The organism is Kitasatospora purpeofusca, from assembly GCF_000718025.1.
Classification (GTDB): Bacteria; Actinomycetota; Actinomycetes; order Streptomycetales; family Streptomycetaceae; genus Kitasatospora; species Kitasatospora purpeofusca.
This window is the reverse complement of the sequence record NZ_JODS01000009.1, coordinates 67165-91389: the sequence shown is the minus strand read 5'-3', so window position 1 is coordinate 91389 and position 24225 is coordinate 67165. Positions and strand designations below refer to the sequence as shown.

Annotated in this window: 21 protein-coding genes; 11 read left to right on the top strand and 10 right to left on the bottom strand. The window is 74.3% G+C overall.

Annotation, left to right across the window (positions count from 1 at the left end):
- Nucleotides 1-9: 9 nt before the first annotated feature.
- Nucleotides 10-768, top strand: a complete 759-nt coding sequence (locus IF01_RS0115430; RefSeq protein WP_030393977.1) for an SDR family NAD(P)-dependent oxidoreductase — start codon at nt 10-12, stop codon at nt 766-768.
- 219 nt (nt 769-987) lie between these two features.
- A complete protein-coding gene (locus tag IF01_RS0115425; protein WP_030393976.1) occupies nt 988-1587 on the top strand; it encodes a TIGR03086 family metal-binding protein in 600 nt (199 codons plus the stop codon).
- Between the two features lie 23 nt (nt 1588-1610).
- Here IF01_RS0115425 and IF01_RS0115420 read toward each other — a convergent pair whose 3' ends face one another.
- Nucleotides 1611-2798 carry an alpha/beta hydrolase gene (locus IF01_RS0115420; protein WP_037779909.1) on the bottom strand — a complete coding sequence of 396 codons (1188 nt, stop codon included), beginning with the start codon at nt 2796-2798 and terminating at the stop codon, nt 1611-1613.
- Nucleotides 2799-2984: 186 nt separating this feature from the next.
- Here IF01_RS0115420 and IF01_RS0115415 point away from each other — a divergent pair, with 186 nt between their 5' ends.
- Complete coding sequence (locus tag IF01_RS0115415) at nt 2985-4022, top strand: polyprenyl synthetase family protein (RefSeq protein ID WP_030393974.1); 1038 nt, start codon at nt 2985-2987, stop codon at nt 4020-4022.
- A 56-nt stretch (nt 4023-4078) separates the two neighbouring features.
- Here IF01_RS0115415 and IF01_RS0115410 read toward each other — a convergent pair whose 3' ends face one another.
- Nucleotides 4079-5782: a hydroxysqualene dehydroxylase gene (locus tag IF01_RS0115410; RefSeq protein ID WP_051755383.1), complete on the bottom strand. Its 1704-nt coding sequence runs from the start codon at nt 5780-5782 to the stop codon at nt 4079-4081.
- Between the two features lie 156 nt (nt 5783-5938).
- On the opposite strand from IF01_RS0115410, the gene IF01_RS0115405 reads away from it, so the two are divergent.
- Nucleotides 5939-6262: a hypothetical protein gene (locus IF01_RS0115405; RefSeq protein WP_030393972.1), complete on the top strand. Its 324-nt coding sequence runs from the start codon at nt 5939-5941 to the stop codon at nt 6260-6262.
- A gap of 1 nt (nt 6263) precedes the next feature.
- On the opposite strand, the gene IF01_RS0115400 is transcribed toward IF01_RS0115405, so the two are convergent.
- Complete coding sequence (locus IF01_RS0115400) at nt 6264-6731, bottom strand: (2Fe-2S)-binding protein (protein WP_030393971.1); 468 nt, start codon at nt 6729-6731, stop codon at nt 6264-6266.
- Between the two features lie 70 nt (nt 6732-6801).
- Nucleotides 6802-9108 (bottom strand): xanthine dehydrogenase family protein molybdopterin-binding subunit, encoded by a 2307-nt coding sequence (locus IF01_RS0115395; protein ID WP_244215515.1) that lies wholly within the window; start codon nt 9106-9108, stop codon nt 6802-6804.
- A gap of 482 nt (nt 9109-9590) precedes the next feature.
- On the opposite strand from IF01_RS0115395, the gene IF01_RS0115390 reads away from it, so the two are divergent.
- Nucleotides 9591-10919: an MFS transporter gene (locus tag IF01_RS0115390; protein WP_051755381.1), complete on the top strand. Its 1329-nt coding sequence runs from the start codon at nt 9591-9593 to the stop codon at nt 10917-10919.
- A gap of 49 nt (nt 10920-10968) precedes the next feature.
- Here the strand turns inward: IF01_RS0115390 and IF01_RS0115385 are convergent, their stop codons facing one another.
- A complete protein-coding gene (locus tag IF01_RS0115385) occupies nt 10969-11619 on the bottom strand; it encodes a P1/P2 acidic ribosomal protein (RefSeq protein WP_030393968.1) in 651 nt (216 codons plus the stop codon).
- A gap of 339 nt (nt 11620-11958) precedes the next feature.
- Here IF01_RS0115385 and IF01_RS0115380 point away from each other — a divergent pair, with 339 nt between their 5' ends.
- Nucleotides 11959-13596, top strand: coding sequence for an alpha/beta hydrolase (locus IF01_RS0115380; protein WP_037779907.1), 1638 nt, complete (start codon nt 11959-11961; stop codon nt 13594-13596).
- Nucleotides 13597-13693: 97 nt separating this feature from the next.
- Here IF01_RS0115380 and IF01_RS0115375 read toward each other — a convergent pair whose 3' ends face one another.
- Entirely contained in the window at nt 13694-14464 is a 771-nt protein-coding gene (locus tag IF01_RS0115375) for a helix-turn-helix domain-containing protein (protein WP_030393966.1), read from the bottom strand.
- Between the two features lie 461 nt (nt 14465-14925).
- On the opposite strand from IF01_RS0115375, the gene IF01_RS48270 reads away from it, so the two are divergent.
- A complete protein-coding gene (locus tag IF01_RS48270; RefSeq protein ID WP_157855237.1) occupies nt 14926-15078 on the top strand; it encodes a hypothetical protein in 153 nt (50 codons plus the stop codon).
- An 8-nt stretch (nt 15079-15086) separates the two neighbouring features.
- The gene (locus tag IF01_RS0115365; RefSeq protein WP_030393965.1) at nt 15087-16175 is read left to right on the top strand and encodes an rRNA adenine N-6-methyltransferase family protein; all 1089 of its coding nucleotides are present in this window, start codon (nt 15087-15089) and stop codon (nt 16173-16175) included.
- A gap of 45 nt (nt 16176-16220) precedes the next feature.
- On the opposite strand, the gene IF01_RS0115360 is transcribed toward IF01_RS0115365, so the two are convergent.
- The 4 genes from IF01_RS0115360 to IF01_RS0115345 all read right to left on the bottom strand — a co-directional run bounded on the left by IF01_RS0115360 (nt 16221) and on the right by IF01_RS0115345 (nt 20327).
- Nucleotides 16221-17477 carry an NAD(P)/FAD-dependent oxidoreductase gene (locus IF01_RS0115360; protein ID WP_051755379.1) on the bottom strand — a complete coding sequence of 419 codons (1257 nt, stop codon included), beginning with the start codon at nt 17475-17477 and terminating at the stop codon, nt 16221-16223.
- 139 nt (nt 17478-17616) lie between these two features.
- Nucleotides 17617-18048, bottom strand: coding sequence for a nuclear transport factor 2 family protein (locus IF01_RS0115355; RefSeq protein ID WP_030393963.1), 432 nt, complete (start codon nt 18046-18048; stop codon nt 17617-17619).
- Nucleotides 18049-18053: 5 nt separating this feature from the next.
- Complete coding sequence (locus tag IF01_RS0115350) at nt 18054-18857, bottom strand: MBL fold metallo-hydrolase (protein WP_030393962.1); 804 nt, start codon at nt 18855-18857, stop codon at nt 18054-18056.
- A gap of 162 nt (nt 18858-19019) precedes the next feature.
- A complete protein-coding gene (locus tag IF01_RS0115345; RefSeq protein ID WP_078879981.1) occupies nt 19020-20327 on the bottom strand; it encodes an MFS transporter in 1308 nt (435 codons plus the stop codon).
- A 100-nt stretch (nt 20328-20427) separates the two neighbouring features.
- On the opposite strand from IF01_RS0115345, the gene IF01_RS0115340 reads away from it, so the two are divergent.
- The 3 genes from IF01_RS0115340 to IF01_RS0115330 all read left to right on the top strand — a co-directional run bounded on the left by IF01_RS0115340 (nt 20428) and on the right by IF01_RS0115330 (nt 24203).
- The gene (locus IF01_RS0115340; RefSeq protein ID WP_030393960.1) at nt 20428-21525 is read left to right on the top strand and encodes a DUF5937 family protein; all 1098 of its coding nucleotides are present in this window, start codon (nt 20428-20430) and stop codon (nt 21523-21525) included.
- A gap of 111 nt (nt 21526-21636) precedes the next feature.
- Entirely contained in the window at nt 21637-22548 is a 912-nt protein-coding gene (locus IF01_RS0115335) for a PhzF family protein (protein WP_051755378.1), read from the top strand.
- Nucleotides 22549-22703: 155 nt separating this feature from the next.
- Nucleotides 22704-24203, top strand: coding sequence for an ALF repeat-containing protein (locus IF01_RS0115330; RefSeq protein WP_030393958.1), 1500 nt, complete (start codon nt 22704-22706; stop codon nt 24201-24203).
- Nucleotides 24204-24225: the final 22 nt, after the last annotated feature.

Here is a 24225-nt window from a genome sequence, read left to right as displayed (position 1 = left end):
TCTGACGAGATGACGATCACGACGGGTATCGCGGCGCTCGACGGCAAGGTGGCTCTGGTGACCGGCGGCAGCCGGGGGATCGGGGAGGCGGTGGCGCTGCGGCTCGCCGAGGACGGCGCCGACGTGGTGGTGACCTACCTGGGCAGTGCCGAGCGGGCCGAGGCCGTCGCGGCCAAGATCACCGCGATGGGCCGGCGCGGCTGGGCGGTCCGCGCCGACAGCGCCGACCCGGAGGAGGTGCGCGCGGTGGTGGCGGCGGTGGCCGAGCGCTTCGGCCGCCTCGACATCCTGGTCAACAACGCCGGGGTGGGCCACGTCGGCCCGATCGAGGAGACCGGCCTCGCCGAGATCGACCGGGTGCTGGAGGTCAACGTCCGGGCGCCGTACCTGTTCGCCCAGGCGGCGGTCGCCCACCTGACCGAGGGCGGGCGGATCGTCACCATCGGCAGCTGCATGGCCAAGCGGGCCGCCTTCGCGGGCGGCAGCCTCTACGCCACCAGCAAGGCCGCGATGATCGGGCTCACCAAGACGCTGGCCCGCGAGCTGGGCCCGCGCGGGATCACCGTCAATGTGATCCACCCCGGCCCGATCGACACCGAGCTGAACCCGGCGGACGGCCCGGGCGCCGACTTCCAGTCCGGCTTCACCGCGGTGGGCGGCTTCGGCCGGCCCTCCGACATCGCCGCCACGGTCGCGCACCTGGCCGGTGCGGAGGGCCGGTACATCACCGGCGCCGAGATCGCCGTGGACGGCGGCTTCGCTGGCTGACCCGGGCCGGACACGCGGGCGGTCGGCCCGCTACGCCGACGGCCGGCCGGACACGCCGACGGCCGGCCCGGGGTGTTGCTCCGGGCCGGTTGTCGGTGCCCGCGTTTACGATCGGCCGGTCCGACCACGTGTGCGGGCGCGCGTCCGACCGGCCGCGCGCCCGCGCACGGGTCCCGCGCGAGGGGCCGACACGCGGCCCCGCCGACGGAGAGGTGCGTCATGACCGGAGCGGAAGACCCGATCGAGCTGCTCGCCCGCGCGCTCGCGCAGACCGCCGGGCTGATCGACGGCGTCGGCACCGAACTCGCCGGCCACCCGACCCCCTGCCACTCCTGGGATGTCGGACAGCTGATCAGTCACCTGCTGAACGACCTGCGGCAGTTCACCGTCCGGGCGGAGGGCGGCACGCCCGACTGGTCGGAGCCCTTCGACCGGGTCGAGGACGACTGGCTGCACCGCTTCGAGGCCGACGCGGAGCGCCTGGTGGCCGCCTGGCGCGGGGCGGGCGACCTCGGCGGCGTCATCGAGATCCCCGGCGTCGGGGAACTGCCGGCCCGCTTCCCGGTGGACCAGCAGATCGCCGAGTTCGCCGCACACGGGTGGGACCTCGCCCGGGCCACCGGCCAGTCCACCAGCGGGCTCGACCAGGAGGTCGGGCAGGCGGCGCTGGACTGGGCGCGCGGCGCGCTGCGCCCCGAGTACCGGGGGAGCGAGGAGGAGCAGCACGCCTTCGGCCCGGAGGTCGCGGTCGCCGAGGACGCGCCGGTGTACGACCGGCTCGCCGGGTTCTTCGGCCGCGACCCCGGGGCCGCCGGGTAGCGCGGAGCGGGGCCGGACCGCCCTCAGCCGCGGCTCCAGACGAACGAGATCTCCGGGTGGCGCGGCGAGGGCGCGTTCAGCAGCGGCGAGGGGCGCCCGCGCAGGAACCGGTCGAAGTACACCCGTACATACGTCCGCGCCAGCTCGGTCGCGCGCTCCGGCGCGATGGTGCCGAACAGTTGGGCGTAGACCTCCGGCGGTGCGTGCTCGGCCATGTGCCCAGGACCGGCCGCGTGCGCCAGGTCCGTGAAGCTCAGATGACCGGAGTCGTGCTGCCGCAGGTGCCGCCCCCACCCGCGCTGGTGCTCGCGCCAGCGCCGCCAGGTGTCGTGGTCGTCCAGCGCGGTGAACAGCAGGAACGGCCGGTCCAGGCCCTCGTCCGGCACCGGCGAGCCGAAGAGTCCGCCGTCCAGGTCCAGTCCGGCCGCGAACCGCCGGTCCTGCCGGACCGCCTCGGCGGCCGCCGCGCCGCCCATCGAGTGGCCGAGCACACCGATCCGCGCCGGGTCCGCGCACGGCAGCCCGGGGTGCCGCCGGACGGTTCGGCCGGTGGTCAACTCCGTTGCCACGAAACGGAGGTCGGCGGCCCGGACGCCGACCTCCTTGCGCTCGGCCGCGTCCCAGTCGGCGGGCTCGTCCTCCAGCACGCTGAGCACCACCCGGCCGTCCGGGAACTCGACGGCGGCCGCGTCGTAGGTGTGGTCGAGCGACGCGACCAGGTAGCCGTGCGCGGCCAACTCCTCGGCCAGCGCGGTGCAGTTGCTGCGCCCGCCCTTGCGACCGTGCCCGAGCAGCAGCAGCGGGAGCGCCCCCGGCACCGGCGGCGCGCCCACCCGCGCGGTCGGGCGCAGCCGGCCGAGCGTGCCCGGGTCGAGGAAGGCGGTCCGGTCCAGCACGGCCGCCACCCGCTCCGTGGCGTACGCCGCGCGCGCCCGTCCGGCGTTCCCGGTCGCGGGGTACCAGAGCTGCACCATCAGCTCGCGCGGTCCCGGCACCGGGGCGAACGGGTCCTGCCGGTTCTCGTCGACCAGTCGCAGTGACACGGTGCCGACGGTCCGCCGCACGGTCGGTCCCGGCAGGTCGATCGGCCCCGGCCCGGAGGGGGGAGCGGGAACGGGGGAGGGAGCGGCACGCGCGGCGGCGGCACCCGGCAGGGTCAGCGCCGCACCTCCCACGCCCGCGAAGGTCAGCAGTGATCGGCGCCGGATCATCCTCAACCACCTTGTTGCATAGGCGACATTGGTGCCGCCTCACCCTAGGCGGCCCGCCCCGCCGCCACCAGATCGGCTCCGACCGAACCCCCGGCGGGCACCTCGGCGCTCCCTCGGGTGCGGGGGAGGGGAAGATCGTCGCAGTGCGCGGGCGGAGGCGCGGGGAACGGACGAAGGGGCGGGGTCGTGGCGGGAGAGGTGTCGGCCGAGCGGCTGCTGCGGGCGGCCGGGGAGGCGTGCGAGAGTCAACTGCGCACCTGGGTCAACCGGTTGGGCGGGAGCGCAGGGCAGGTGGCGGCGTACCAGTTCGGCTGGTCCGGGGAGGGCGCCGGGCGGGGCGGGAAGTTCGTCCGCGCGGCGCTGACACTGGCCTGCGCCGGGGCGGTCGGCGGGGACCGGCGGCGGGCGGTACCGGCCGCCGCCGCGGTGGAGGTGGTGCACAACCTCTCCCTGCTCTACGACGACGTGCTGGACGGCGACACCGTGCGGCGACACCGGGAGGCCGCTTGGCGGGTGTTCGGCCCCTCGGCGGCCGCGCGTTCGGCGGACGGGCTGCTGCTCACCGTCCTCGACGTGCTGGTGGACGGCGACCAGAGCGGTGACCAGGACGGCGCCGGGGACGGCGTGGGCCGGGAGGCCTCGGCCGCGCTGCTGACGACGTTGGTCGACCTGGCCGTGGGGGAGAGCCTCGACCTCGTCTTCGAGCGGAGGGACCGGGTGGGCCCGGACGAGTGCCTGGAGATGGTGGCGGCCAAGACCGCCTCGCTGTTCTCCTGCGCCTGCCGCCTGGGCGCGCTGTACGGCGGGGCCGGGCCGGAGGCGGTGGCCGGGTGGGCGGCGTTCGGCCACGACCTCGGGATGGCTTTCCAGCTGGTGGACGACCTGCTGGGGATCTGGGGCGACCCGGCGGTGACCGGCAAGCCGGTCTTCAACGACCTGTGCCGGCGCAAGCTCTCGGTGCCGGTGGTGGCGGCGCTCGAATCCGGTACGGCGGACGGCGACCGGCTCGCCGAGGAGTACCGGCGGGCCGCCGCCGGCGAGGCGGTGGATCCGGCCGGGCTGGCGCTGCTGGTGGAGCGGGCCGGTGGTCGCCGGTGGACCGAGGCGCGGGCGGCCGGGCACGCGGCCGCGGCGCGTGACCGGCTGGGCGCGCTCACCGGGGATCCCGTGGCCGCGGCCGAGCTGGCGGCGCTGGCCGGACTGATCACCGACCGGGAGCACTGACGCCGGACACCACCTCGCGCACACCCGGTCACGGACATCCGGTCACGGACACCCGGTCACGCGCCCCGCCCGGTCTCCTCCCAAGGAGCCGGACCGTCCAGGATGTGCGCCCGGCCCTGGCGGTACAGCTCGGCGTCCACCTCCTTGAGCCGCCGCAGTTCGGCCGGCCGGTGGAGCTCGTGCACCTCGGCCGGCGCGGCGTCGTCCCCGGCGGCCGCGAGCAGTGCGTTGACCGCCAGCCGCGCCGACTGGTTGGCGCCCTCCATGGTGGCCAGGTTGACCGGGCACCGGGCGTAGTCGCCGGCCATGAAGAGGTTGGGCGCCGCGGTCGCGGCGGCCGGGCGGGCCGGCCAGGAGCCGGTGGTGTTGATCAGCAGGGGCTCGTCGTTGACGGCCGGGCCCGGTCCGTCCAGGCCGCGCACCGCCGGGTCCAGGTGCCAGGAGTGCAGCAGCCCCCGGTGCAGGGTCGGCCGGCCGGGGCCGTTGAGTCCGTCGCAGAGCTGGGCCCAGACCTCGGCGGCGACCTCGGCCCGGGTGCACTCGCGGGCCGGTTTGCCGTAGCGGATGCCCGGGGTGTCCCAGTCCGAGATGTCGACCGACAGGCAGTCGGCCACCGTGCCGTCGCCGTACGTCGCGCGGAAGTCGCAGTCCCAGAACTGGGCCTGGCTGATCGAGGTCAGGGCCCAGGCCGAATCGAGGTACTGCACATGGCCGCGGACCACCGGCACCGGTTCGGTCAGGTAGAACTGGATGCCCACCATCCAGTCGGTCCGCAGCTCCGTGACGCTCTTCAGCTCCGGGTCGGCGGCCGCCAGTCCGCGTTCCAGCAGGGCGCCGATCCGGTCGACCGGCAGCGCGCAGATGTAGTGGTCGGCCGTCAGTTCCTCGCGCCGCCCGCCCGGTCCGCGCAGTTCCGCGCCGGTGACCGCGCCCCCGGCCACCGTCAGCCGCTCCACCGCCCACCCGAGCTCGGTCCGGACACCCAGGGCGTCGAGGTGCGCGACCCACGGGTCGATCCAGGCGGTGCTGGTCGGGGCGTTCAGCACCCGGTCGGCGGCCTGCACCTCGCCGAGGCCGAGGAAGCCGTAGCCGAACGCCTCCAGGAAGCCGCCGACGGTGTGGGTGCTGCACACCTCGGCCCGGGCGGCCACCACCGTGCGGGTGTTGCCGACCACGCACGTCCGGCGGTACTCCTCCGAGGCGCCGTCGGCGCGGGTGAAGTCCCACCAGGAGGTGGACTCCCACTGCCCGAGCCGCCGTTCGTCGCTGCTGGTCATGTAGACCAGCAGCCGGTTCGCGTAGTAGAGCAGTTCCTCCTCGGTCAGGCCGGGGCCGAGGGCGGTTCCGTTGCCGGGGCGCAGGCCGGTGGCGCGCAGGAACTCCAGCGGGCTGCGCGCCCCGGCCGCGAGCGAGACGTCCGTCAGGAGCTCGCCGACCCGGCCGGAGCGGGCCGTCAGCATGTGGGTGGCCTCGCGGAGGTTGCCGTGGACGCCGTCCGGTCGGCCGGCCAGCGGTATCCGGCGGAGGGTGTCCGGCAGGCTGCGGTAGAAGCCGGGGAAGAAGCGGAAGCCGTGCTCGCTCGGCAGGTCGAGGCGTCCGGCGGTCCCGGTGCCGGGGACGGCGGAGCTGCGCGCCTTGCCGCCCCAGCCGGCCGGCTCCACCACCGTCACCCGGTAGCCGCGCTCGGCGAGTTCCGTCGCGGCCGTGAGCCCGGCGACCCCGCCGCCCAGTACGGCCACCCGTCCGCCGCTGATCACCATGTCCGTCTCCCCCTCCGCCCACCGACCGGTCCCGATCGGTCCCGACGGGCGATTCGATCATGGCCGGGGCGGGCGCGGCGATCGGGCACCGCGAGCGTGCGGCCGCGCGTACGCTCGGGGGGATCACGACGGTGCGGCGCGGGGGAGGGGTGACGGATGCTCGGCTGGTGGTTCGTGGTGACGGTACCGGCGGCGGGGGACGGCGAGGACGTCGTGCTGGCCAAGTGGGAGACCGGGATCGGCGGGCTGGACTGGATCGCCGGGCTGGCCGCGGCCGGGCGGGCGGAGCAGCTGCGGTTCGACGGCTACCCGCACCGGTACACGGCCCGGGCGGGCGAGGTGCTGCCGCTGCTGGCCGACGGTTCGGTGCCCGACGCCGGGCCCGGGGCGGAGTTCCGGCCGCGCGAGCTGCACCCGGACCGGATCGCCGCCTGTCCGGCGGACGCGCTGCTGACCGTCGACGTCTGGGACCAGTCCTGACTCAGCTTCCGGGCGCGGTCATGGCGGCGGCGCGCTTGATGGCCTCGCGGATCCGGGGGTAGCTGCCGCAGCGGCAGATGTTCTGGATCTGGTCGATGTCGGCGTCCGTGGGCGCGGGATTGCGGCGCAGCAGCGCGACGGCCGTCATGATCTGGCCGGGCTGGCAGAACCCGCACTGGGCGACGTCGCAGTCCAGCCAGGCCTCCTGGACGGGGTGCAGGGTGTCGCCGTCGGCGAGGCCCTCGATGGTGGTGACCCGGCGGTCGGCGCAGTCCTTGACCGCCACGGTGCAGGGCTGGATCTCCTCGCCGTCCAGGTGGCTGGTGCAGGCGCGGCAGACGCCGACACCGCAGCCGTACTTGGGGCCGGTGACGCCGAGCTTGTCGCGCAGTACCCAGAGCAGCGGCATGTCGTCCGGTGCCTCGACGGTGACCGGTCGGCCGTTGAGGACGAAGGTGTGGCTGGGCATCGGAGGCGCGTTCCTCGGGGGTTCGTGGGAGCGGGTCGGAGGTGGTCGGGCGACCAGGGGGCGTGGCGGGTCAGAAGTTGATCGGGAAGGAACGCGGGCTGGTCCCGGTGGCCCGGGCGTAGGCGTTGGCGACGGCGGCGGAGGCCGCCGGGACGCCCAGTTCGCCCGCGCCGCCGGGCGGTCCGCTCGGCGGCAGCAGGTGGATCTCGACCACCGGCGGGGTGTGCCGCTGCCGCGCGTAGTGGAAGTCGCCGAAGCTGCCCTCGCGCACGGCGCCGCGGTCGATGTGGTTGCCGGCCTGGAGGATCACCGAGATCCCGTCGATCAGCGCGCCGGTCAGCTGGGCCTCCAGGCCGGTGGGGTTGATCACCGTGCCGACGTCGGCGGCGATCACGGCCTTGGTGACCCGGGGCTGCTTCGGGTCGGTCGCGTCGATCTCGACCAGGTAGGCGGCGCGCCCGCCGTTCTCGGCGTGGTAGCCGATGCCCTGGGCCTGTCCGGCCGGCATGGCGCGGCCCCAGGAGCCCGCCCGGGCGACCGTGTCGAGCACGGTCCGGCCGGCCGGCTCCCGCAGCCGGGCGCGGCGGAAGGCCACCGGGTCCTGGCCGAGGCGGCGGGCCAGTTCGTCCATCATGATCTCGTCGGCGACCCGGACGGTGCCCGAGTAGACCGAGCGCCAGCTGCCGGTCGGGATCTTCAGCGGCACCTCGGCCAGCAGCTGGGTCGGGATGCCCACGTTGTACGGGTTGCTCTGGCTGAGCAGGAAGAAGGCCTGGGCGAGCGACAGCCCGGCGACCGAGAGCTGGAAGCCGGCGGCGGTGAGCGCCTCGCCGAGTCCGTGGCCGAAGTCGGTCATCACGGTGGCCGCGCGGTGCTCGTAGCTGAGCACCTGGCCGAGCCCGTAGGTGGCGCGGACCCGGTGGTGGCTGGCGGGGCGCATCCGGCCGTGCCGCATGTCGTCGTTGCGGGTCCACATCAGCTTGACCGGCCGGCCCGCGGCGCGGGAGATCCGCGCGGCCTCCAGGGCGGCGTCGTAGAACAGCCGGCGGCCGAAGGACCCGCCGCCGCGCACCACGTGCACCGTCACCGCGTCCTGCGGGAGGCCGAGTTCGGCGGCGAGGGTCTGCTGCGCGACGATCGGGGTCTGCGCGGCGAACCAGAGCTCGGCGCGGTTCGGGCGGACGTCGGCGACCGCCGTCAGCACCTCCATCGGCGCGTGGTTGACGAAGGCGAAGTCGAACTCGCCGTCCACGTACTGGGTGAGCAGCGGCGGGATCAGGAACGGCGCGTGCGCGGCCCGCAGCTTCCCCCGGATGTCGGGATCGGAGAGCGCGGCGACCGGGCCCGGGTTCCAGGTGGTGCGCAGCGCGTCGCGGGCCTTGAGGGCCTGGTCGAAGGTCTCGGCGAGCACGGCGACCCCGGTGGGCACGGTGACCACCGCGAGCACGCCCGGCATGGCGCGGGCGGCGGAGGCGTCGAGCGAGGCCAGGGTGCCGTTGATGGTGGTGGGCCGGGCGACGACGGTCGGCACCGCGCCGGGCACGGCGAGGTCGCCGGCGTACTTGGCGCGGCCGGTGACAATGTCGCGGGCGTCGATCCGGCCGGTGGGGCGGCCGATCACCCGGCGCTGCTCGGGCGGCTTGGGGGTGGCGGGGACGGCGGGCACCACGACGGTGGCGGCCTCGGCGGCGAGTTCGCCGTAGCCGGCCCGGCGGCCGTCGGGGGCGGTCACGGCGGAGTCGGCGGTGCGCAGGGTCTCGGCGGGCAGCGACCAGCGGCGCGCGGCGGCGGTGACCAGCCGGGCCCGGGCGGCGGCGGCCGCGCCGCGCACCGGGTCGTAGAGCGTGCGGACCGAGTTGGAGGCGCCGGTGAGCTGGTTGAACAGCAGATCGGGGCGGCTGTCGGAGAGCGGGACGTCGACATCGCTCAGCCGGGCGTCGAGTTCCTCGGCGACCATCATGGCGACGGTGGTGGTCAGCCCCTGGCCGACCTCCAGGCGGGGCAGGTGGAGGACGGCGCGGCCGGCGGTGGTGATCTCCAGGACGAGCAGGTGCGCGGTGGGCAGACCGGCGACCTGCAGGGCCTGGCCGAGGTCGACGATGTCCGGGATGCCGGGCAGGCCGAGCAGTTGGGAGGGGGCGGCGGGCGGCGCGGCGGCTGCGGGCGCCGCGGGCGCGGCCTCGGCGGCCCGGGCGGTGGCGGGCGCGACGGTGTCGAGTCCGGCCCGGGCGGCGATGGTCAGGGTCGGCGCGGCGAGCAGGTAGGTGAGGAAGCGTCGGCGGCCGGTGTCGGCCTCGGCGGGCAGTTGCTCGGCGGTGGGACGTGGTTCGGCGGCGTCCGGCTGCTCGGCGGTGGGGCCCGGGCCGGTCGGGGGCACGATGGAGATGCTGATGGGAGGAGCCCCTCTCGCCGGGTGACGGCTCCGGACGTGCGGGCCGTGAGGGTCCCGCCCCGGTGCCGGGCGGTGCCGGTCAGTGCTCGCGACGGCGGGCACATTTGGTCGTGTCCACGTTCGCGAACGAGAACGCGGATGAGCATAGGAGGGGCCTACTGGCCGGTCAACACGGGCACTTGGGGCATGGTCGGACAACTGTACGGATCTCGGACGGGGTGGACACGGAGGGCACGTGGCACACCGGGCAGGGCGCGCGGTACCGCCGTACGAGTGATGCGCACTCAGGGGGCGCGTGCGAGCCGGCAGGGGCGGGTGGGGCGCCGTCAGCGCCGGAGCGGAGGCGGCCCGGAGCGCGGGCGTCCGGAAGACGACTTGCCGAAGTGGCCCAGGATCATGATGATCCACTGGACCTTCCGCGTGGTCCGCCATCGGCGCAGACTGGTGTCCACACCGAAGAACCACTGATGGCCCACCACCCCAGGAGCATCGTGCCGTCCCGCCGCACCCCGCTGTCCGGATCCCAACGAACTCTCGCGACAGCACAGTTGGTGAGCGCGATCGGAGACGGCGCCTACTACACCAGCTCCGCGCTGTACTTCACCCGGATCGTCGGACTCTCGCCCACCCGGCTCGGCCTCGGCCTCGCGGTGGCCTGGGCGATCGGCTCGGTCGCCGGTGTACCGCTCGGCCACCTCGCCGACCGGCGCGGACCCCGGGGCACCGCCGCGGCGCTCGCGCTCGTCACGTCGGTGGTGGTCGCCTCGTTCCTCGTGGTCGACGACTTCCTGCCGTTCCTGGTCGCCGCCTGCCTCTACGCCACCGCCCAGTCCGGACTGAGCGCGGCCCGGCAGGCACTGGTCGGCGGACTCGTCCCCGAGGGCGAGCGGACTGCGGCGCTCGCCCGGCTGCAGGCCACCCTCAACGCCGGGCTCGCGGTGGGCGCCGCGCTCGGCGGCGTCGCGCTCACGGTCGGGACCAGGGCGGCCTTCCTCGCCGCGTTCACGCTGACCGCGCTGGGCTTCCTGGCCACGGGCCTCATCCTGCTGCGGCTGCCGGCGGTGCTCCCGGCCGTCCCGGCGGTCGAGGCCCGACCGGCGAACGGCGCCCCGGGTCGGGGGCGGGGCCGGGGCCGGGACGGCGGCTTCGCGGTGCTGGCGGACCGCCGCTACGCGCTCGTGACGCTGGTCAACACCGTGCTGCTGCTGCGAATGCCCCTGCTCAGCCTGGTGATCCCGCTCTGGATCGCCGACCGCGCCCCGCAGCTCGGCTGGCTCGGCTCGGCGCTCTTCGTCCTCAACACCGTCGGCGTGACCCTCTTCCAGGTCCGCACCGCCCGCGCCGTCACCGGCCTCCCGTCGGCGGCCAGGGCCGTCCGCCAGGCCGGCGCGGTCCTGCTCGCCTCCTGCGCGGTCTTCGCGCTCTCGGCTGCGCCCGTCCCGGTCTGGGCGATGGCGGCCCTGCTGGTCGGCGGCGCGGTGCTCCAGGTGCTCGGCGAGATGAAGCAGTCCGCCGGATCCTGGCAGATCGCCTTCGACCTCGCCCCGGCCGACCGGCTCGGCCAGTACCAGGGCTTCTTCGGCACCGGGGTCGCGGTGGCCCGTACCGCCGGACCGCTGCTGCTGACCACCCTCCTCCTCGACGGCGGCGGCCCGGGCTGGCTGGTCCTCGGCGTCCTCTTCCTCGCCGCCGGCTGCGCCATGGGCCCCGCCGTCCGCCATGCCGAACGCGACCGTTCCTCCTGGCTCGCCCCCGCCCCCGCTCCCGCCACCGCGCCGCTCGCTCCCACCGGCTGAGGCCGGTGGGCCGGGTGCGGGCGCGCCCGCACCCGGGTTGCGGAGCCGGTTACAGGTGCGGGAGGACGAAGTCGTACCCGGCCACCGAGTGGGCGTTCCCGGCCGGGCAGACGCCGTTGGTGGGGTAGCCGTAGAAGTAGAGGCCGTAGCACTTGGGACAGAAGCGCCAGTTGCGCTGCGAGCCGGGCGGCTCCGGGATGTCGTGCGGGAGGACGAAGTCGTAGCCGGCCGCCGCGTGGGCGTTGCCGGCGGGACAGCGGCCGTTGTCGGGGTAGCCCCAGAAGAACATGCCGTAGCACTTGGTGCAGAAGCGCCAGTTGTGCTGGGCGGTCGGCGTCTCGGGGATGTCGTGCGGGATGTTGAAGTTGTAGCCGGCCGAGTCGTGGCCCGCGCCCGCCGGGCAGGCGCCGTCGGTGGGGTAGCCGCGGAAGAACAGGCCGAAGCACTTGGTGCAGAACCGCCAGTCGGTCTGACTGGCGAGGATCCTGGCGTCCTCGGCCTTGTCGGTCTCCTTGGCCTCCTTGGCCTTCTCGGTCTCCTTGGTGTCCTTGGCCGCCGCCGGTCCGGCCGTCGCCCCGATCGAGGCCACGGCGCCCAGGCCGGCCACCGCCGTGAGGCCCAGTGCCCGGGTCAGTACCGCGCGGCGGCCCGGCCGGGGGCCGGGTGCGGGATCGTCGTCGTGCGTGGTCGGGAAGCCCATGACTGTCCACCTCTCCGCCGGTGGTGGCCGGCGAATCCTCGGGAACGGCTCGGTCGGGTTTCGCAACGCCGAGTATCGAGTCGGGGCTGTACACGGTCAACGGAGCGCAGGCGCACGACCCGGCGTCCGCCGCTCGCGGCGCGCCCCCGGGTTGCCAGACCATACGGTTAATGATGATCTTCGGCCATCGGCCGCACTGTTTCCCGTCAATCTGGCTCCGATAAAGGATATTGACGGCCAATCGGGCACTCCTCGCAAGAATCTGCGGTCACGCACGTCTTCCGCTGTTGATCGAGGGCTGACAGGCTGTCCGGCGTTCGCAGAACCGGAGGAGGTTTCGTGTCCCGATTCACCGGCACGGTACTGGCGGTCACCAGTGCCCTCGCCCTCGTCGCAGGCTCGGCCGCGGCGGCCGTCGCAGCACCGGCCCCCGGCGCAGCCGCCGAGGCCAAGGTGGCACCGGTCGACTGGAAGCCGTGCAACCCCGACCCGAGCCAGCCGGACCCCAAGATCTACGACTGCGCCGTCTACCAGGTGCCGCTCGACTACGACCACCCCAAGGGCGACACCGTCGGCATCGCGATGATGCGCCGTCGCGCCGGCGACCCCGCGAAGCGGATCGGCTCGCTGTTCCTCAACCCCGGCGGCCCCGGCGGCAGCGGTTACCTGTGGGCGACCACCACCCGCTTCGGCAAGGACGTCCAGGACCGCTTCGACCTGGTCGGCTTCGACCCGCGCGGCGTGGCCCGCAGCAACCCGCTGAAGTGCTTCACCACCGACGAGGAAGCCGCGGGCGTCAACGACCGCATGATCGGCGTCCCGGTGACCAGGGCCGAGATAGCCCAGACCATCGACGCCACCGAGGACTACAGCGACGCCTGCTCGCGCAACGCGGGCCCGCTCATCGAGCACATGTCGACCATCAACGTGGTCCGTGACCTCGACCGGATGCGGCGCGCCGTCGGCGACAGCAAGCTGAACTTCGCCGGCTTCTCCTACGGCACCCTGATCGGCGCCACCTACGCGGGCATGTACCCGGACAAGGTGCGCGCCGTGATCGTCGACGGCAACGTCGACCCCAATCTGCGGATGCACAACGGCGTCGAGTACGACCGCCAGCGCGCCACCGGCTTCGAGGTCGCCCTGACCGAGTTCCTGAAGCGCTGCCAGACCGCGGGCGCCCCGCGCTGCGCCTTCGGCGAGGGCGACACGCGGGCCAAGTTCGACGCCGTCCGCGACCACCTGCGCACCAACCCGGTCACCCTGCCGGACGGCACCCAGGTCACCCTGTCCAGCTTCACCAGCCAGGTCGCCAACGCCCTCTACGCCCAGAGCCGGCAGGCGCCGCTCGCCAAGTCGCTGCAGGCGCTGCACCAGGTGATCAACGCCCCGGCCGCCGCCGCGCAGAGCCTGGCCGCCGCCGCGACCGCCGCCCCGGCCGTCGACCCGGCCGCGGTCGAGGACGCCAAGGTGCTCGCCAAGACCGTGCCCAACGCCCTGCGCGAGGCGCTGCCGGAGACCCCGTACTCCGCCGACGACTCCTACTACGGCGTCAACTGCCAGGACAAGCCGTACCCGTCGAACCCGTGGACCCTGGCCAACCTGGCCAAGCCGTGGGAGAAGGAGTCGCCGACCTTCGGCCGCTACCAGGCCTTCGACGGCCCGACCTGCGCCTCCTGGCCCGCCCCGGCCCGCGACGCCGAGACCTTCACCGGCCCGTGGAACCGGAAGACCGCCACCCCGGTGATGGTCATCGGCAACCTCTACGACCCGGCCACCAACTACGGCTTCGCGCAGCGCATGCAGCGCCAGCTGGGCAACGCCGTGCTGGTCTCGGTCGACGTGGTCGAGCACTGCGCCGTCGGTCGCAGCAAGGAGCTGAACAAGCTGGTCACCGACTACCTGGTGAACCAGAAGGCCCCGGCCCCCGGCCAGCTCCTGAAGCCCGACGCCGAGGCGTTCCCGCCCGTCGCCTGAGCCACCCCTGAGCCACCCCTGAGAAACACCGAACGGCCCGCCCCCGGAAACAGCCTTCCGGGAGCGGGCCGTTCGGCCGTGCGGCAGTCGTCGTCGATCACGCGGACGGCGGCAGCTCCGGTGTCACGCTGTACCGCTGGAGCACGTCCTCGGCTGTGGATCGGTCCAGCAATCGAAGCTCCCACGGGCCCGTGTTGACGTCGAACTCCTTCCCGAAGCCCACCCACTTGCCGGCCATGTGGCGACCCGTGGGATCGACGAGCAACTGGATCGCGCCGTGGTAGCGGGCGCCCCGGTAGTAGCCGGCGTCGGCGGTCTGCTCGGTCCAGGTGCCGGTCACGATGTTGCGGTCGACGGTGAGGTCGAGCGTGAGCGGTGAGTCGGGGTTGGAGGAGGCACCGGGCAGCGAGGTGGCCGTGATCCGGTTCCCGTGGTGTTGGAGCAGCACGTGGTGCAACCCGGAGAAGGTGTTCGCCCGGCTGCTGCTGAAGAACTCGTAGTGGCTCAGCCACACCCCGCTGTAGTCGTCGCCCAAGGGCTCCGGGGCCGGGGCGGGACGCCGGTCGGGCTGGTTCCTTGTCACGTCATGACCTCCGGATCCGTCCTCCGTAACGCGTGCCGGCGGCAGGTTGACGGACTCGAAACCCAGCCGGTCCGCCGACAGCTTGGTCACGGCTTCAAGCGCGCGCAGGTAGACCGGGCGTGGTGTGCGCACATCGCCCGATTCCCAACGCTGGACGAGGCGCTTGCTGGCGTCGTTGGGCTCTCCGAGGACTTGCCCCGCATCGCGGATCCGCTGGGCCATCTCGTCCTGGCTGAGACGTAGGCCGATGCGGACGGCGCGGAACACCGTGTTCGGGGTCGTCATGCGTCCGAATGTATCCGGTGACGCCCTTGGTACGACACCGAAATGACGCCTTGCATCCGGTCGAAGTGACGTCTTGTCGACGTTACTTCGACAGTGCGTGACGAGCGAGGATCCGATCTGTCCACCGGTGACCGATCGGACCGAAAAACGCGCCCGGTGGAAGCACAGGGGCTCCTGAGTCCCCGCTCCGGCCGCCGAGTCCTGGCGGAAAGCAGCAGCCGAAGCGGGTTCCGCAACACCGAACGACCCAGTACCTACCGGTGGCTGGGGCCGCCGCAGCGTGAGGAGACACCCAGTATGGCCGAATTGACGGTCGACCCGAACCGGCCGCCCGGACCGACCGCGCCGGAGCCCGGGGCAGTTCCGGACGTCAGCTAGTTCATCTGAGATCCGGCTCCGCGGAGGGAGCGGAGCCGGCTCTCCCACTCGAAGTCGCATGCCTTACAGGAGGGAACAGCACCATGGCAAAGCACGGCGGAGGATCGGGCAACGACGGCCCCGGCAAGGCCGGCGGGGGCAAGGGCGGCGGACACTCGGGGTCGCCGGACACCGCGCCGCACGACGGTCAGCGGGACGCGCCGCCGAAGAACCTGCCCAAGCCCGAGAAGCCGTAGGGGACATCATGACGTGGGAAAAGCTGACCGACGCGCTCCGGGAGTCCGGCGCGCTCTCGGCCGACTGGGAGCAGATTTTCCGATCCACCCCGCGCGACCGCTTCACCCCGGACCGGATCCGGGTCGACGGGGAGTGGATCGAGCGGACGGAGCACCCCGACCGGTGGGCGGAGGCCGTGAGCTCCGACCTGCCGCTCGTGACACAGGTCTACGGAAGGACCACCATCCCGTCGTCCTCCAGCTCTATGCCCACCGTGGTCGCGAAGATGCTCCGGCACCTGGACGCGGCCCCCGGGATGCGGGTCCTGGAGATCGGCACCGGCACCGGGTGGACGGCGGGTCTGCTGACCGGCCGGCTCGGCGCCGAGAACGTGGTCACGATTGAAGCGGACCCCGGGCTCGCGATCGACGCCCGAGCGCAGCTCGCCACCATGGGGGGTACGCCCACGGTGCTGGCGGCGGACGGGATGCTCGGCCACTCCGCCGGGGCGCCGTACGACCGCGTCCACCTCACGGCGGCCGTGCAGAGGCTGCCCGCGACGCTGATCGAACAGACGAAGCCCGGCGGCGTGATTCTCGTGCCCTACGGGACGGCCTTCTGCAACGGAGCGCTGGCACGGCTGACCGTCGCGGACGACGGCAAGTCGGCCTCCGGGCCGTTCGTGGAGGACGTCGCCTTCATGTGGGTGCGCGACCAGCAGCCCGACAGCGGCGAGTTCGACATCGACGAGGTCCGCTACGGCCCGTCGGAGATCGACCCCGCAGACGTCGCGGACTCCACCGACGCCGCGTTCGCGATCGGGCTCCGCATGCCGGACCTCTTCCGCCAGAGTGTGGCGGCACCCTACGACCGCTTCGGCACCGGTCGGTTCGAGGTCTGGGACGGCACGTCCTACGCGCACTGCCGGCTCGCGGACTGGGACGGGATGCATGCCGTCTCCCAGTCCGGCCCGCGCGACTTGTGGGCCGAGGTGACGGCCGCGTACCGGTGGTGGCAGCGTCAGGGCAGGCCGAGCCTGCACCGGTTCGGGCTGACCGTCTCGACGGTCGGTGAGCACCGTGCCTGGTTGGACGACCCGGACAACGTGATCGGGTAGTCCCCGGGCCCCGGTCGGACTGTGCCGACCGGGGCCCGCGCCGGATCAGACGTCGCCGAGCGGCACCTCGGGGTCTGCCAGGCGGGCCGGGTCCACCGTCCGGCCGGAACGGATCAGGGTGCGGATCGGGTCGGTGACGTCCCAGATGTTCACGTTCATACCCGCCAGGACCTTGCCCTCGCTCAGCCAGAAGGCGATGAACTCCCGAGTCGCCACGTCGCCGCGGAACACCACGCGGTCGTAGCCGCCGGGCTCCACCCAGCCGACGTACTCCATGCCGAGGTCGTACTGGTCCGAGAAGAAATAGGGGACACGGTCGTACACCGCGTCCTCGCCGAGCATCGCGCGGGCCGCCGTCTGGGGCTGGTTGACGGCGTTGGCCCAGTGCTCGACGCGGATGTGGCGCCCCAGCAGCGGGTGGTAGGCGTTGGCGACGTCGCCCGCCGCGTGGATGTCCGGGTCCGAGGTGCGCAGGTGCTCGTCGGTCTTGATCCCGTTGTCGACGACCAGCCCGGCCGCCTCGGCGAGTTCGGTGTCCGGGGCGATGCCGACGCCGACCACCACCGCGTCCGCCGCTACCGTGCTGCCGTCCGCGAGCCGGACGCCAGTGACTTGGCCGTCCTCGCCGGTCAGTTCGGCGACCTTCACCTCGAACCGCAGGTCCACGCCGTGGTCGCGGTGCAGGTCGGCGAAGACCTGGGCCACCTCGCGGCCCAGCACCCGCAGCAGCGGCAGCTCGGCCGCCTCCAGTACGGTCACCTCCGCGCCCGCCGCCCGGGCCGCGGCCGCCGTCTCCAGGCCGATCCAGCCCGCGCCGATCACCGCGATCCGCGCGCCGGGGCGGAACGCCTTGCGGATCAGGTCGCTGTCCTCCACCCGGCGCAGGTAGTGCACCCCGGCGAGGTCGGCTCCCGGCACCGGCAGGCGGCGCGGCACCGAACCGGTGGTCAGCAGAAGTTTGGAGTACTCCACCGGCCCGTCGGCGGCCAGAGCCACCGTGTGCGCGGCGGGGTCGATCGACACCACCCGGGTGCCGAGCCGCAGTGTCACGTCGTGCTCGGCGTACCACTCCGGCGGGTGGACGTAGATCTTCTCCCGGGAGCTCTTGCCCAGCAGGTAGCCCTTGGAGAGCGGCGGGCGCTCGTACGGGCGCTCGTGCTCCGCGCCGATCAGCACGATGCCGCCGGTGTACCCGGCCTCGCGCAGCGCCTGCGCCGCCTTCGCGCCGCCGAGGGAGGCGCCGACGATCACGATGGGACGCTGCCGCCCGGCGCCGTCGGTACCCGTACTGTCCGTGGCCATGCTGAACTCCTCGCTCTGCGGCGGAAACCGGCGGAAACCACGGACAGCCTGCCGCCGGCCGACGGGCCTGTCGAGACGGCGTCCGGCGCGCCGCCCCGGCTCCCCCGAACGGGTGACAGGAGCCGGGTGCGGGGAGGGCTCAGGGCGTCGTCGCGTCCCGGACCAGGGCGGTGTCCGTGAACTGCTCGAACCGCACGATCCGCCCGCCGCGCACCGTGAAGTGGTGCGCCACCCGCACGTTCAGCGGCCGCCGGGTGGCCCGGTGCACCGCCGTGTAGCGGGCCAGCACCACCACCTCCTCGCCGTCCACCACGTACCGGTCGTCGTGCGCCGTCCAGTCCTCCCACTCGGCGGCCAGCCGGTCCATCACCCCGCCCGTGACGCCCTTCGGCGTCCGGTAGGTGCCGGCCAGCGGGAAGCCCGCCATCTCCGTCCACTCCACGTCCTCGGCGAGCGTCGCCCGCAGCGCGGCCAGGTCGCCCCGCGCCGAGGCCAGGTACTGGCGGCGGACCACGTCCGCCGGGGCGTCCGACTCGGCGAACGCGGCCGCGGCCCTCGGAATCTCGATCATCGCGCTCAGCCCCAGACCAGTTCGCCCTTGGCGACCTTCGTCCCGAGGTCGACCGCCAGCGGCATGCCCAGCCCGGGGAACCGCTGCTCCAGCGCCTCCCGCGCCGAGGCCGCGTCCGGTGCCCGGCCGACCTCCGTCTCGAAGCCCCGCAGGTAGTCGCGGGTGTGGTCGATCGAGGAGGTGTCGGTGGGCGCGTCGGCCGTCCGGTGCCCGGCCACCACGAACTCCGGCTCCAGCGCCGCCATGCCGTCCAGCAGGTCGATCCAGGCCGAGCGCTGCTCCGGCGTCGGGGTGTCGGCCGTCCACACGTGCAGGCCCTGGAACAGCAGCACCCCGCCGAACAGCGCGCGGTGGTGGTGCTGCCAGAGGTAGTGCCGGTCCGGCAGGTGGAAGTCGGCGCCGCGCAGTTCGAAGCGGTGGCCCTCGAAGACCAGCTCGTCGCCGGGCAGCGCCTCCGGGAGGACCAGCCGGGTCGGCAGCTCGGGCCCGAGGTGCGCCCAGGCGCGGAGCTTGGCCTCGAAGGTCTCCCCGATGTGCTCGACGGTCGACGCGGTGGCCAGGAACCGGGCCTCCGGGAAGGCGTCCCGCACCTCCTGGGCGCCGAAGTAGAAGTCCGGGTCGCCGTGGCTGACGAAGACCGTGGTCAGCCGCTTGCCGGAGGCCCGGATCCGCTCCACCAGCCGGCGGCCGTCGGACCGGGTGAACCCGGCGTCCACCAGCAGCGCGTCCTGGGGGCCGGTGACCAGCACGGAGGTCTTGTTGAGCGAGCTGTCCGGGCTGTCGATGACCTCGAAGTCGAGGGCGCTCATGAACGATGTCCTTCCTCGCGGCCTGGCGGGTCGTGCCGCGTGCCGGGTGTCCGTGCCTGGCGTGCCGGGGAGGGTACGCCTCGCGTGCCGGGTTGCGCACGCTTCGCCGCCCAGCATCGGCGACCCGGCGCCCGCCCGCACCCCGGGACGGCGGCCTGCGGTTCACCCGCTCGGGCGCAGCCGGGCCACGGCGACCGAGGAGAGCAGGGTGGCACCGGCCAGCACGGGCCAGAGCGCGCCGGGACCGACGGCCAGCAGCGCGGTCAGCGCCGCCGGGGCCAGGGCGCGGCCGACGCCCATCGACAGCTCCCAGCGCGCCAGCGCCCGGCCCAGCAGGTGCGGCGGGGCGGTCGCGGCCACCAGCGCCGTCCCCGAGCCGGAGTAGAGGATCTCGCCGAACGTGTAGAGCACCGACACCGCCGCCACCGCGCCCGCCGCGGCCGTGCCGCCGAGGCCGCCGGCCGCCCAGAAGCCGAGGTAGGAGAGGGTGAGCGCGATCCCGCCGGCGGCCAGCACGGTGTGCCGCGACCGCTGGCCGAGCCGGAGCACCACGGCCAGCTGGAGGGCGATCACCAGCACGGTGTTGCCGACGAAGATGCCGGAGGACCAGGCGGCGGAGGCGTGCAGGTGCAGCACCAGCAGGGCCGGCAGGGCCACCTCCAGGACGTCGAAGGTGAAGGCGAAGGGGAGGTTGGCGACGCTGAGCAGGGTGATCCGGCGCAGCGCGGGATCGGCGGCGGGACCACGGGCGGGGGCGGCGGACGTCTCGGGCTGCGGTGCCGCCGCCGGTGGTGCGGACACCCGCAGCGAGTGCACCAGCCCCGCCGCCAGCAGGCAAGCCGCCGCCGTGACCCCGGCGAGCAACTGGAGCGTCCCCGTACCGCCGGCCACCGCGAGCGTCGCCAGCAGCGCGCCCGCGCCAAGTCCGGCGTTGCGCAGCGTCCGGCCGGCCGCCAGGGCGGCGTCCCTGGTGCGGCCCTCGGTGAGGGTCGACACCACGGCCGCGTGGGTGGCGGGCCAGGACTGGCTGCCCACACCGAGCAGCACCGCCGCCGCCGTGAACCCGGCCACCCCGTCCGCCAGCAGCAGCGTCACCGACCCGGCGGCCCGGACCAGCAGCGTCGCCGCGGCGGGCAGGCTGCGCGCGCCGAGGTCGATCCACCGGCCGGTCAGCGGGAGCACCAGCAGCCCCGCGACCATGCCGGCGGACATCGCGAGGCCCGCCGCCCCGGGGTCCAGGGCGAGGACGCCGATGCCGTAGAGGAGCAGGAACGGCCGCAGCAGTCCGGTGCCGAGGGCGTCCACCAGCAGGGCGGCGGCGTAGCGGGGCCCGCCGGCGGCGGTCAGCAGGCCGAGCAGCGCGGCCGGTCCGCTCCGGGGCCGTTCGACGGCGGCACCAGTGACGGCGGTAGTGGGGGAGGGAGTGGGGGAAGGAGTGGGGGCAGGCTTCGGGCTCTGGATCAGGCTCATGGCCGGTACCGTCCGTCCGCACCCGGCCCGCACGCACGTCGATTGACGAGTCCCGTCAATCGACGCCGGACCGGGCCGCCGCAGGTGACAGGATCGGGACGTGAGCCTGACCATCGACATCACCGGCCTGTCCGACGAGCGGCTGCTCTTCACGCCCTCGCCGCTGGCCGAACTCAGCGCCATGCTGCACGTGCTCGCCGAACCGGCGCACCACCCCGACCTGCACGGCTGGGCGGCGAGCACCACCGCCACCGTGCCGCCCGCGCTCGCCGAGCGACTGACCGAGGCGGAGTTCCTCTGGCGCTCCTCGCGCGCCGACTTCCTCGTCCCCGGCATCCCCGGCGCCACCCTCGCCGAGGAGCTCGACGCCGTCGACCGGATCGACGACGAGCAGTACGTCCGGGCCGCGCTCGTGACGGCCTGCGGCGTCTCCCGGCTGGCGCACCGGACCGCCTCGCCGCTCACCGACCCGGAGGCGCAGGAACGGGCCCGGGAGCTGGCGCTCGCCCGCGGCCCCCGGCAGGCGGACTTCGCCGACCGGCTGCTCACCGACCCGCCCGCCGTCCGGTCCCTGGTCCGGCGGCTGCTGGAGGACTGCGCGGACGCCTTCTTCGCCGACGCCTGGCGCCGGGTGCTGCCGGAACTGGCCGCCGACGCCCGCCGCAAGACGGACCTGCTGGTGCGGCACGGCGCGGTCGAGGCGCTGGCCGCCGTCTCCTCCTCGATCGTGCTGGAGGACGCGGGAGAGGGACGGCGCCGGATCGTCGTCGACAAGCTCCAGGACAACACCACCAGCGCGACCGGCGCGGGCGGCGCCACGTTCATCCCGACCGCGTTCGGCCGGCCGCACCTGCTGGTGGTGTCCGCGGCCGGCTGGCGCCCGGTGGTGCAGTACCCCGTGGCCGAGCCGGGCGTGCCCGAACCGGTCTCGCTCGCGGTGGTCCAGCAGCGGCTGGAGGCGCTCGCCCACCCCGTCCGGCTGCGGCTCGCCCGCACCATCGCGCGGGGCCCGCACACCACCGGCGAGCTGGCGGCCGCCTGGCAGCTGAGCGCGCCCGAGGTGTCCCGGCACCTGGCGGTGCTGCGCCGGGCCGGGCTGCTGACCACCCATCGGCGCGGGCGCTACATGCTGTACCAGCTGGACCTGGCGGGCAGCGCGCGGCTGGGCACCGACCTGCTGGAGGCGGTGCTGCGGTGACGGTGCTGCGGTGACGGGGGCCGGTGGTGACGGTGCTGCGGTGACGGGGCCGCTGGTGACGGTGCTGTACGGACGGGGAACACCGGCCGGGCCGAGCGCGTTCGTGCGGGCATGACCACTGACGCCACTCCCGCCGCTGACGCCGCTCCCGACGCTCCCGACGCTCCCGAGATCCTCCGCTACGCCGCCTTCGCCACCGACCCGGCCGGCGGCAACCCGGCGGGCGTGGTGCTGGACGCCACCGGCCTGAGCGCCGACCGGATGCTGGCGATCGCGGCCGAGGTCGGCTACTCCGAGACGGCGTTCCTGGTCCCCGGCCCGGTTGCCGGCGAGTACGGCGTCCGCTACTTCAGCCCGCTGACCGAGGTGCCGTTCTGCGGCCACGCGACCGTCGCCTCCGCCGTGGCCCTCGCCGAGCGGACCGGCCCCGGCCGCTACCTCTACCGCACCGCCGCGGGCGAGGTGCCGGTCGAGGTGACGGAGGACGCGGACGGCGGCCTGCGGGCCACCCTCACCAGCGTCGAACCCCGGGTGGAGGAGACCGACGCGGCGGACGTCGAGGAGGCGCTCGCCCTGCTCGGCTGGGCCGCCGAGGACCTCGATCCTGCGCTGCCGCCCCGGGTCGCCTACGCGGGCGCCCGCCACCTCGTGCTCGCCGCCGGGACCCGGGACCGGTTGGCCCGGCTCGACTACGACTTCGACGGGCTTGCGGCTTTCATGACGGCTCGGGATCTCGTCACCCTCCAGCTGGTGTGGCGGGCCGCGCCCGACGTCTTCCACGTCCGCGACCCGTTCCCGGTCGGCGGCGTGGTGGAGGACCCGGCCACCGGGGCCGCGGCCGCCGCCTTCGGCGCCTACCTCCGCGACCTCGATCCGGCCGCCGCCCCGGCCGTGCTCACCCTCCACCAGGGCGAGGACCTGGGCCGCCCGGGCACTCTCCACGTCGATCTGGGCAGCGCGGCCCCGCGGGTCCGGGTCTCCGGTGCGGGGGTCGCCATCGGCCAGGAGGAGCCTGCTTCCTGAGTGTTGAGGGAGGGTCAGGCGAGGGCGGGCGGGTGGCTTCGCGGGGCCGCGATGCCGGGTGCTCGTGAGCCGTAAATATGGTGGTGTGAAGATCGGTTTGAAGGCCCTATGCTTCGTGCGTTCACGATGTCTTCGCACGAAGCAAGGTCCGCAGGATGAAGCTGCCCAAGGTGTCCGCCGTCGTCGCGGCCGCCGTCCTCGCCCCCGCCGTCCTCTTCCCCTCCTCGGCCTCGGCCGCCGACGCGCCCCGGCCCACCGGGGCCTCCGGACCTGACACCGGTTCCGCCGGCACCCCCGACGCCGCGCCGGCCGGCACGGGCCAGGAGGACCTGGACCGGGCCGAGGTCCGCCGGATCCTCGCCGACAAGGCCAGCGGCGTGTCCGTGCGCGAGGCGGCCGAGAAGGCGCTGGCCGCCGGGACCGCCGCCGCGCTGCGGGAGTTCCTGACCACGGGGCTCCAGAACGCCCGGTACACCGATCACCGGGTGGAGGCCACCCAGATCCTCGCCGTCGGCGGCCCGGCGGTGAAGAAGGCCGCCGAGACCGCGCTGCGTGGCTCGTACGAGGACCTGCTCGCGTTCCTCAAGGACGGCCAGCACACGGCCCGGGCGCAGGACGACCGGGTGGAGATCGAGCGGCTGATCGCCGACCTGCCGACCTGGTCGAAGGTGCGGGAGGAGGGCACCAAGGTGCTGGCCGTTGGGACTCCCGCCGCGCTGCGGAAGTTCCTGGCGGTGGATCTCCAGGGCTTCCGGCACACCGACTACCGGGTCAGGACCGTTCAGATCTTCAGCGGCGGCGGCCCGGCCGTTCGCGAGGCCGCGATGGTCGCGCTGGACGGCTCCTACGAGGAGATCGCAGCGTTCGTCGAGAAGGGCCAGTACACGGCCCGCGCCGAGGACGACCGGGCGGAGATCGAGCGGCTGATCGCGGACCCGGCGACCGGCCGGGGCGTGCGGGAGACGGGCCAGAAGGCGCTGGACACCGGCACGCCCGCAGTGCTGCGGCACTTCCTGGAGGCCGAGCTCCCCGTCCAGCGTGAGCACGACGCCCGGGTGGCGCTCAGCCAGATCATGGCCAAGGGCGGTCCCGAGGTGCGTGCCGCCGCGAACACCGCGATGGACGGCTCTTACGCGGACGTGGTCAAGTTCCTCCAGGAGGGCCAGTACACGGCCCGCGCCAAGGACAACCGGGCGCAGGTCGCGCAGATCGCCGAGACCGGCGGACCGGCCGTCAAGAAGGCCGCGCTCGCCGCGCTGGACGGCAACGAGCAGGCCGTGGCGACCTTCCTGATCGAGGGCTGGGCCAAGGCGCGGGCCGAGGACGAGGCCGCGGCCAAGCCGGGCACCGGGCCGACGGCCCGGCCGACCGAGCAGCCGACCACCGCCCAGGCAGTGCCGGCGGCCCAGACCGCCGCCACCGGCGGCCAGGTCGTCCAGGCTGCCGCCCGCACCACCTCGGACACGCGCACCGGCACCACCGCAGGCACCCGGACGACCACCGGCACCACCGGCAGCGCGACCGTCGGCTCCGGCCAGCTCGCGGCCACCGGCACCGAGGGCCTCGGCCTGGAGGCCGGCGGCGCCGCCGCTGCGCTCGCCGCCGGTGCTGCGCTGGTCGTGGTGTCCCGTCGCCGTCGCTCCGCCGAGGGCTGAGCGCCCAGCAGCACCCGACCCT

What these genes read in the sequence shown, in the direction of transcription:
- IF01_RS0115365 (WP_030393965.1), top strand. Translation starts at nt 15,087, where the DNA reads ATGACGTGGGAAAAGCTGACCGACGCGCTCCGGGAGTCCGGCGCGCTC.
- IF01_RS0115390 (WP_051755381.1), top strand. Translation starts at nt 9,591, where the DNA reads ATGGCCCACCACCCCAGGAGCATCGTGCCGTCCCGCCGCACCCCGCTG.
- IF01_RS0115355 (WP_030393963.1), bottom strand. Translation starts at nt 18,048, where the DNA reads ATGATCGAGATTCCGAGGGCCGCGGCCGCGTTCGCCGAGTCGGACGCC.
- IF01_RS0115360 (WP_051755379.1), bottom strand. Translation starts at nt 17,477, where the DNA reads ATGGCCACGGACAGTACGGGTACCGACGGCGCCGGGCGGCAGCGTCCC.
- IF01_RS0115425 (WP_030393976.1), top strand. Translation starts at nt 988, where the DNA reads ATGACCGGAGCGGAAGACCCGATCGAGCTGCTCGCCCGCGCGCTCGCG.
- IF01_RS0115345 (WP_078879981.1), bottom strand. Translation starts at nt 20,327, where the DNA reads ATGAGCCTGATCCAGAGCCCGAAGCCTGCCCCCACTCCTTCCCCCACT.
- IF01_RS48270 (WP_157855237.1), top strand. Translation starts at nt 14,926, where the DNA reads ATGGCAAAGCACGGCGGAGGATCGGGCAACGACGGCCCCGGCAAGGCC.
- IF01_RS0115385 (WP_030393968.1), bottom strand. Translation starts at nt 11,619, where the DNA reads ATGGGCTTCCCGACCACGCACGACGACGATCCCGCACCCGGCCCCCGG.
- IF01_RS0115405 (WP_030393972.1), top strand. Translation starts at nt 5,939, where the DNA reads ATGCTCGGCTGGTGGTTCGTGGTGACGGTACCGGCGGCGGGGGACGGC.
- IF01_RS0115330 (WP_030393958.1), top strand. Translation starts at nt 22,704, where the DNA reads ATGAAGCTGCCCAAGGTGTCCGCCGTCGTCGCGGCCGCCGTCCTCGCC.
- IF01_RS0115350 (WP_030393962.1), bottom strand. Translation starts at nt 18,857, where the DNA reads ATGAGCGCCCTCGACTTCGAGGTCATCGACAGCCCGGACAGCTCGCTC.
- IF01_RS0115375 (WP_030393966.1), bottom strand. Translation starts at nt 14,464, where the DNA reads ATGACGACCCCGAACACGGTGTTCCGCGCCGTCCGCATCGGCCTACGT.
- IF01_RS0115400 (WP_030393971.1), bottom strand. Translation starts at nt 6,731, where the DNA reads ATGCCCAGCCACACCTTCGTCCTCAACGGCCGACCGGTCACCGTCGAG.
- IF01_RS0115430 (WP_030393977.1), top strand. Translation starts at nt 10, where the DNA reads ATGACGATCACGACGGGTATCGCGGCGCTCGACGGCAAGGTGGCTCTG.
- IF01_RS0115410 (WP_051755383.1), bottom strand. Translation starts at nt 5,782, where the DNA reads ATGGTGATCAGCGGCGGACGGGTGGCCGTACTGGGCGGCGGGGTCGCC.
- IF01_RS0115420 (WP_037779909.1), bottom strand. Translation starts at nt 2,798, where the DNA reads ATGATCCGGCGCCGATCACTGCTGACCTTCGCGGGCGTGGGAGGTGCG.
- IF01_RS0115335 (WP_051755378.1), top strand. Translation starts at nt 21,637, where the DNA reads ATGACCACTGACGCCACTCCCGCCGCTGACGCCGCTCCCGACGCTCCC.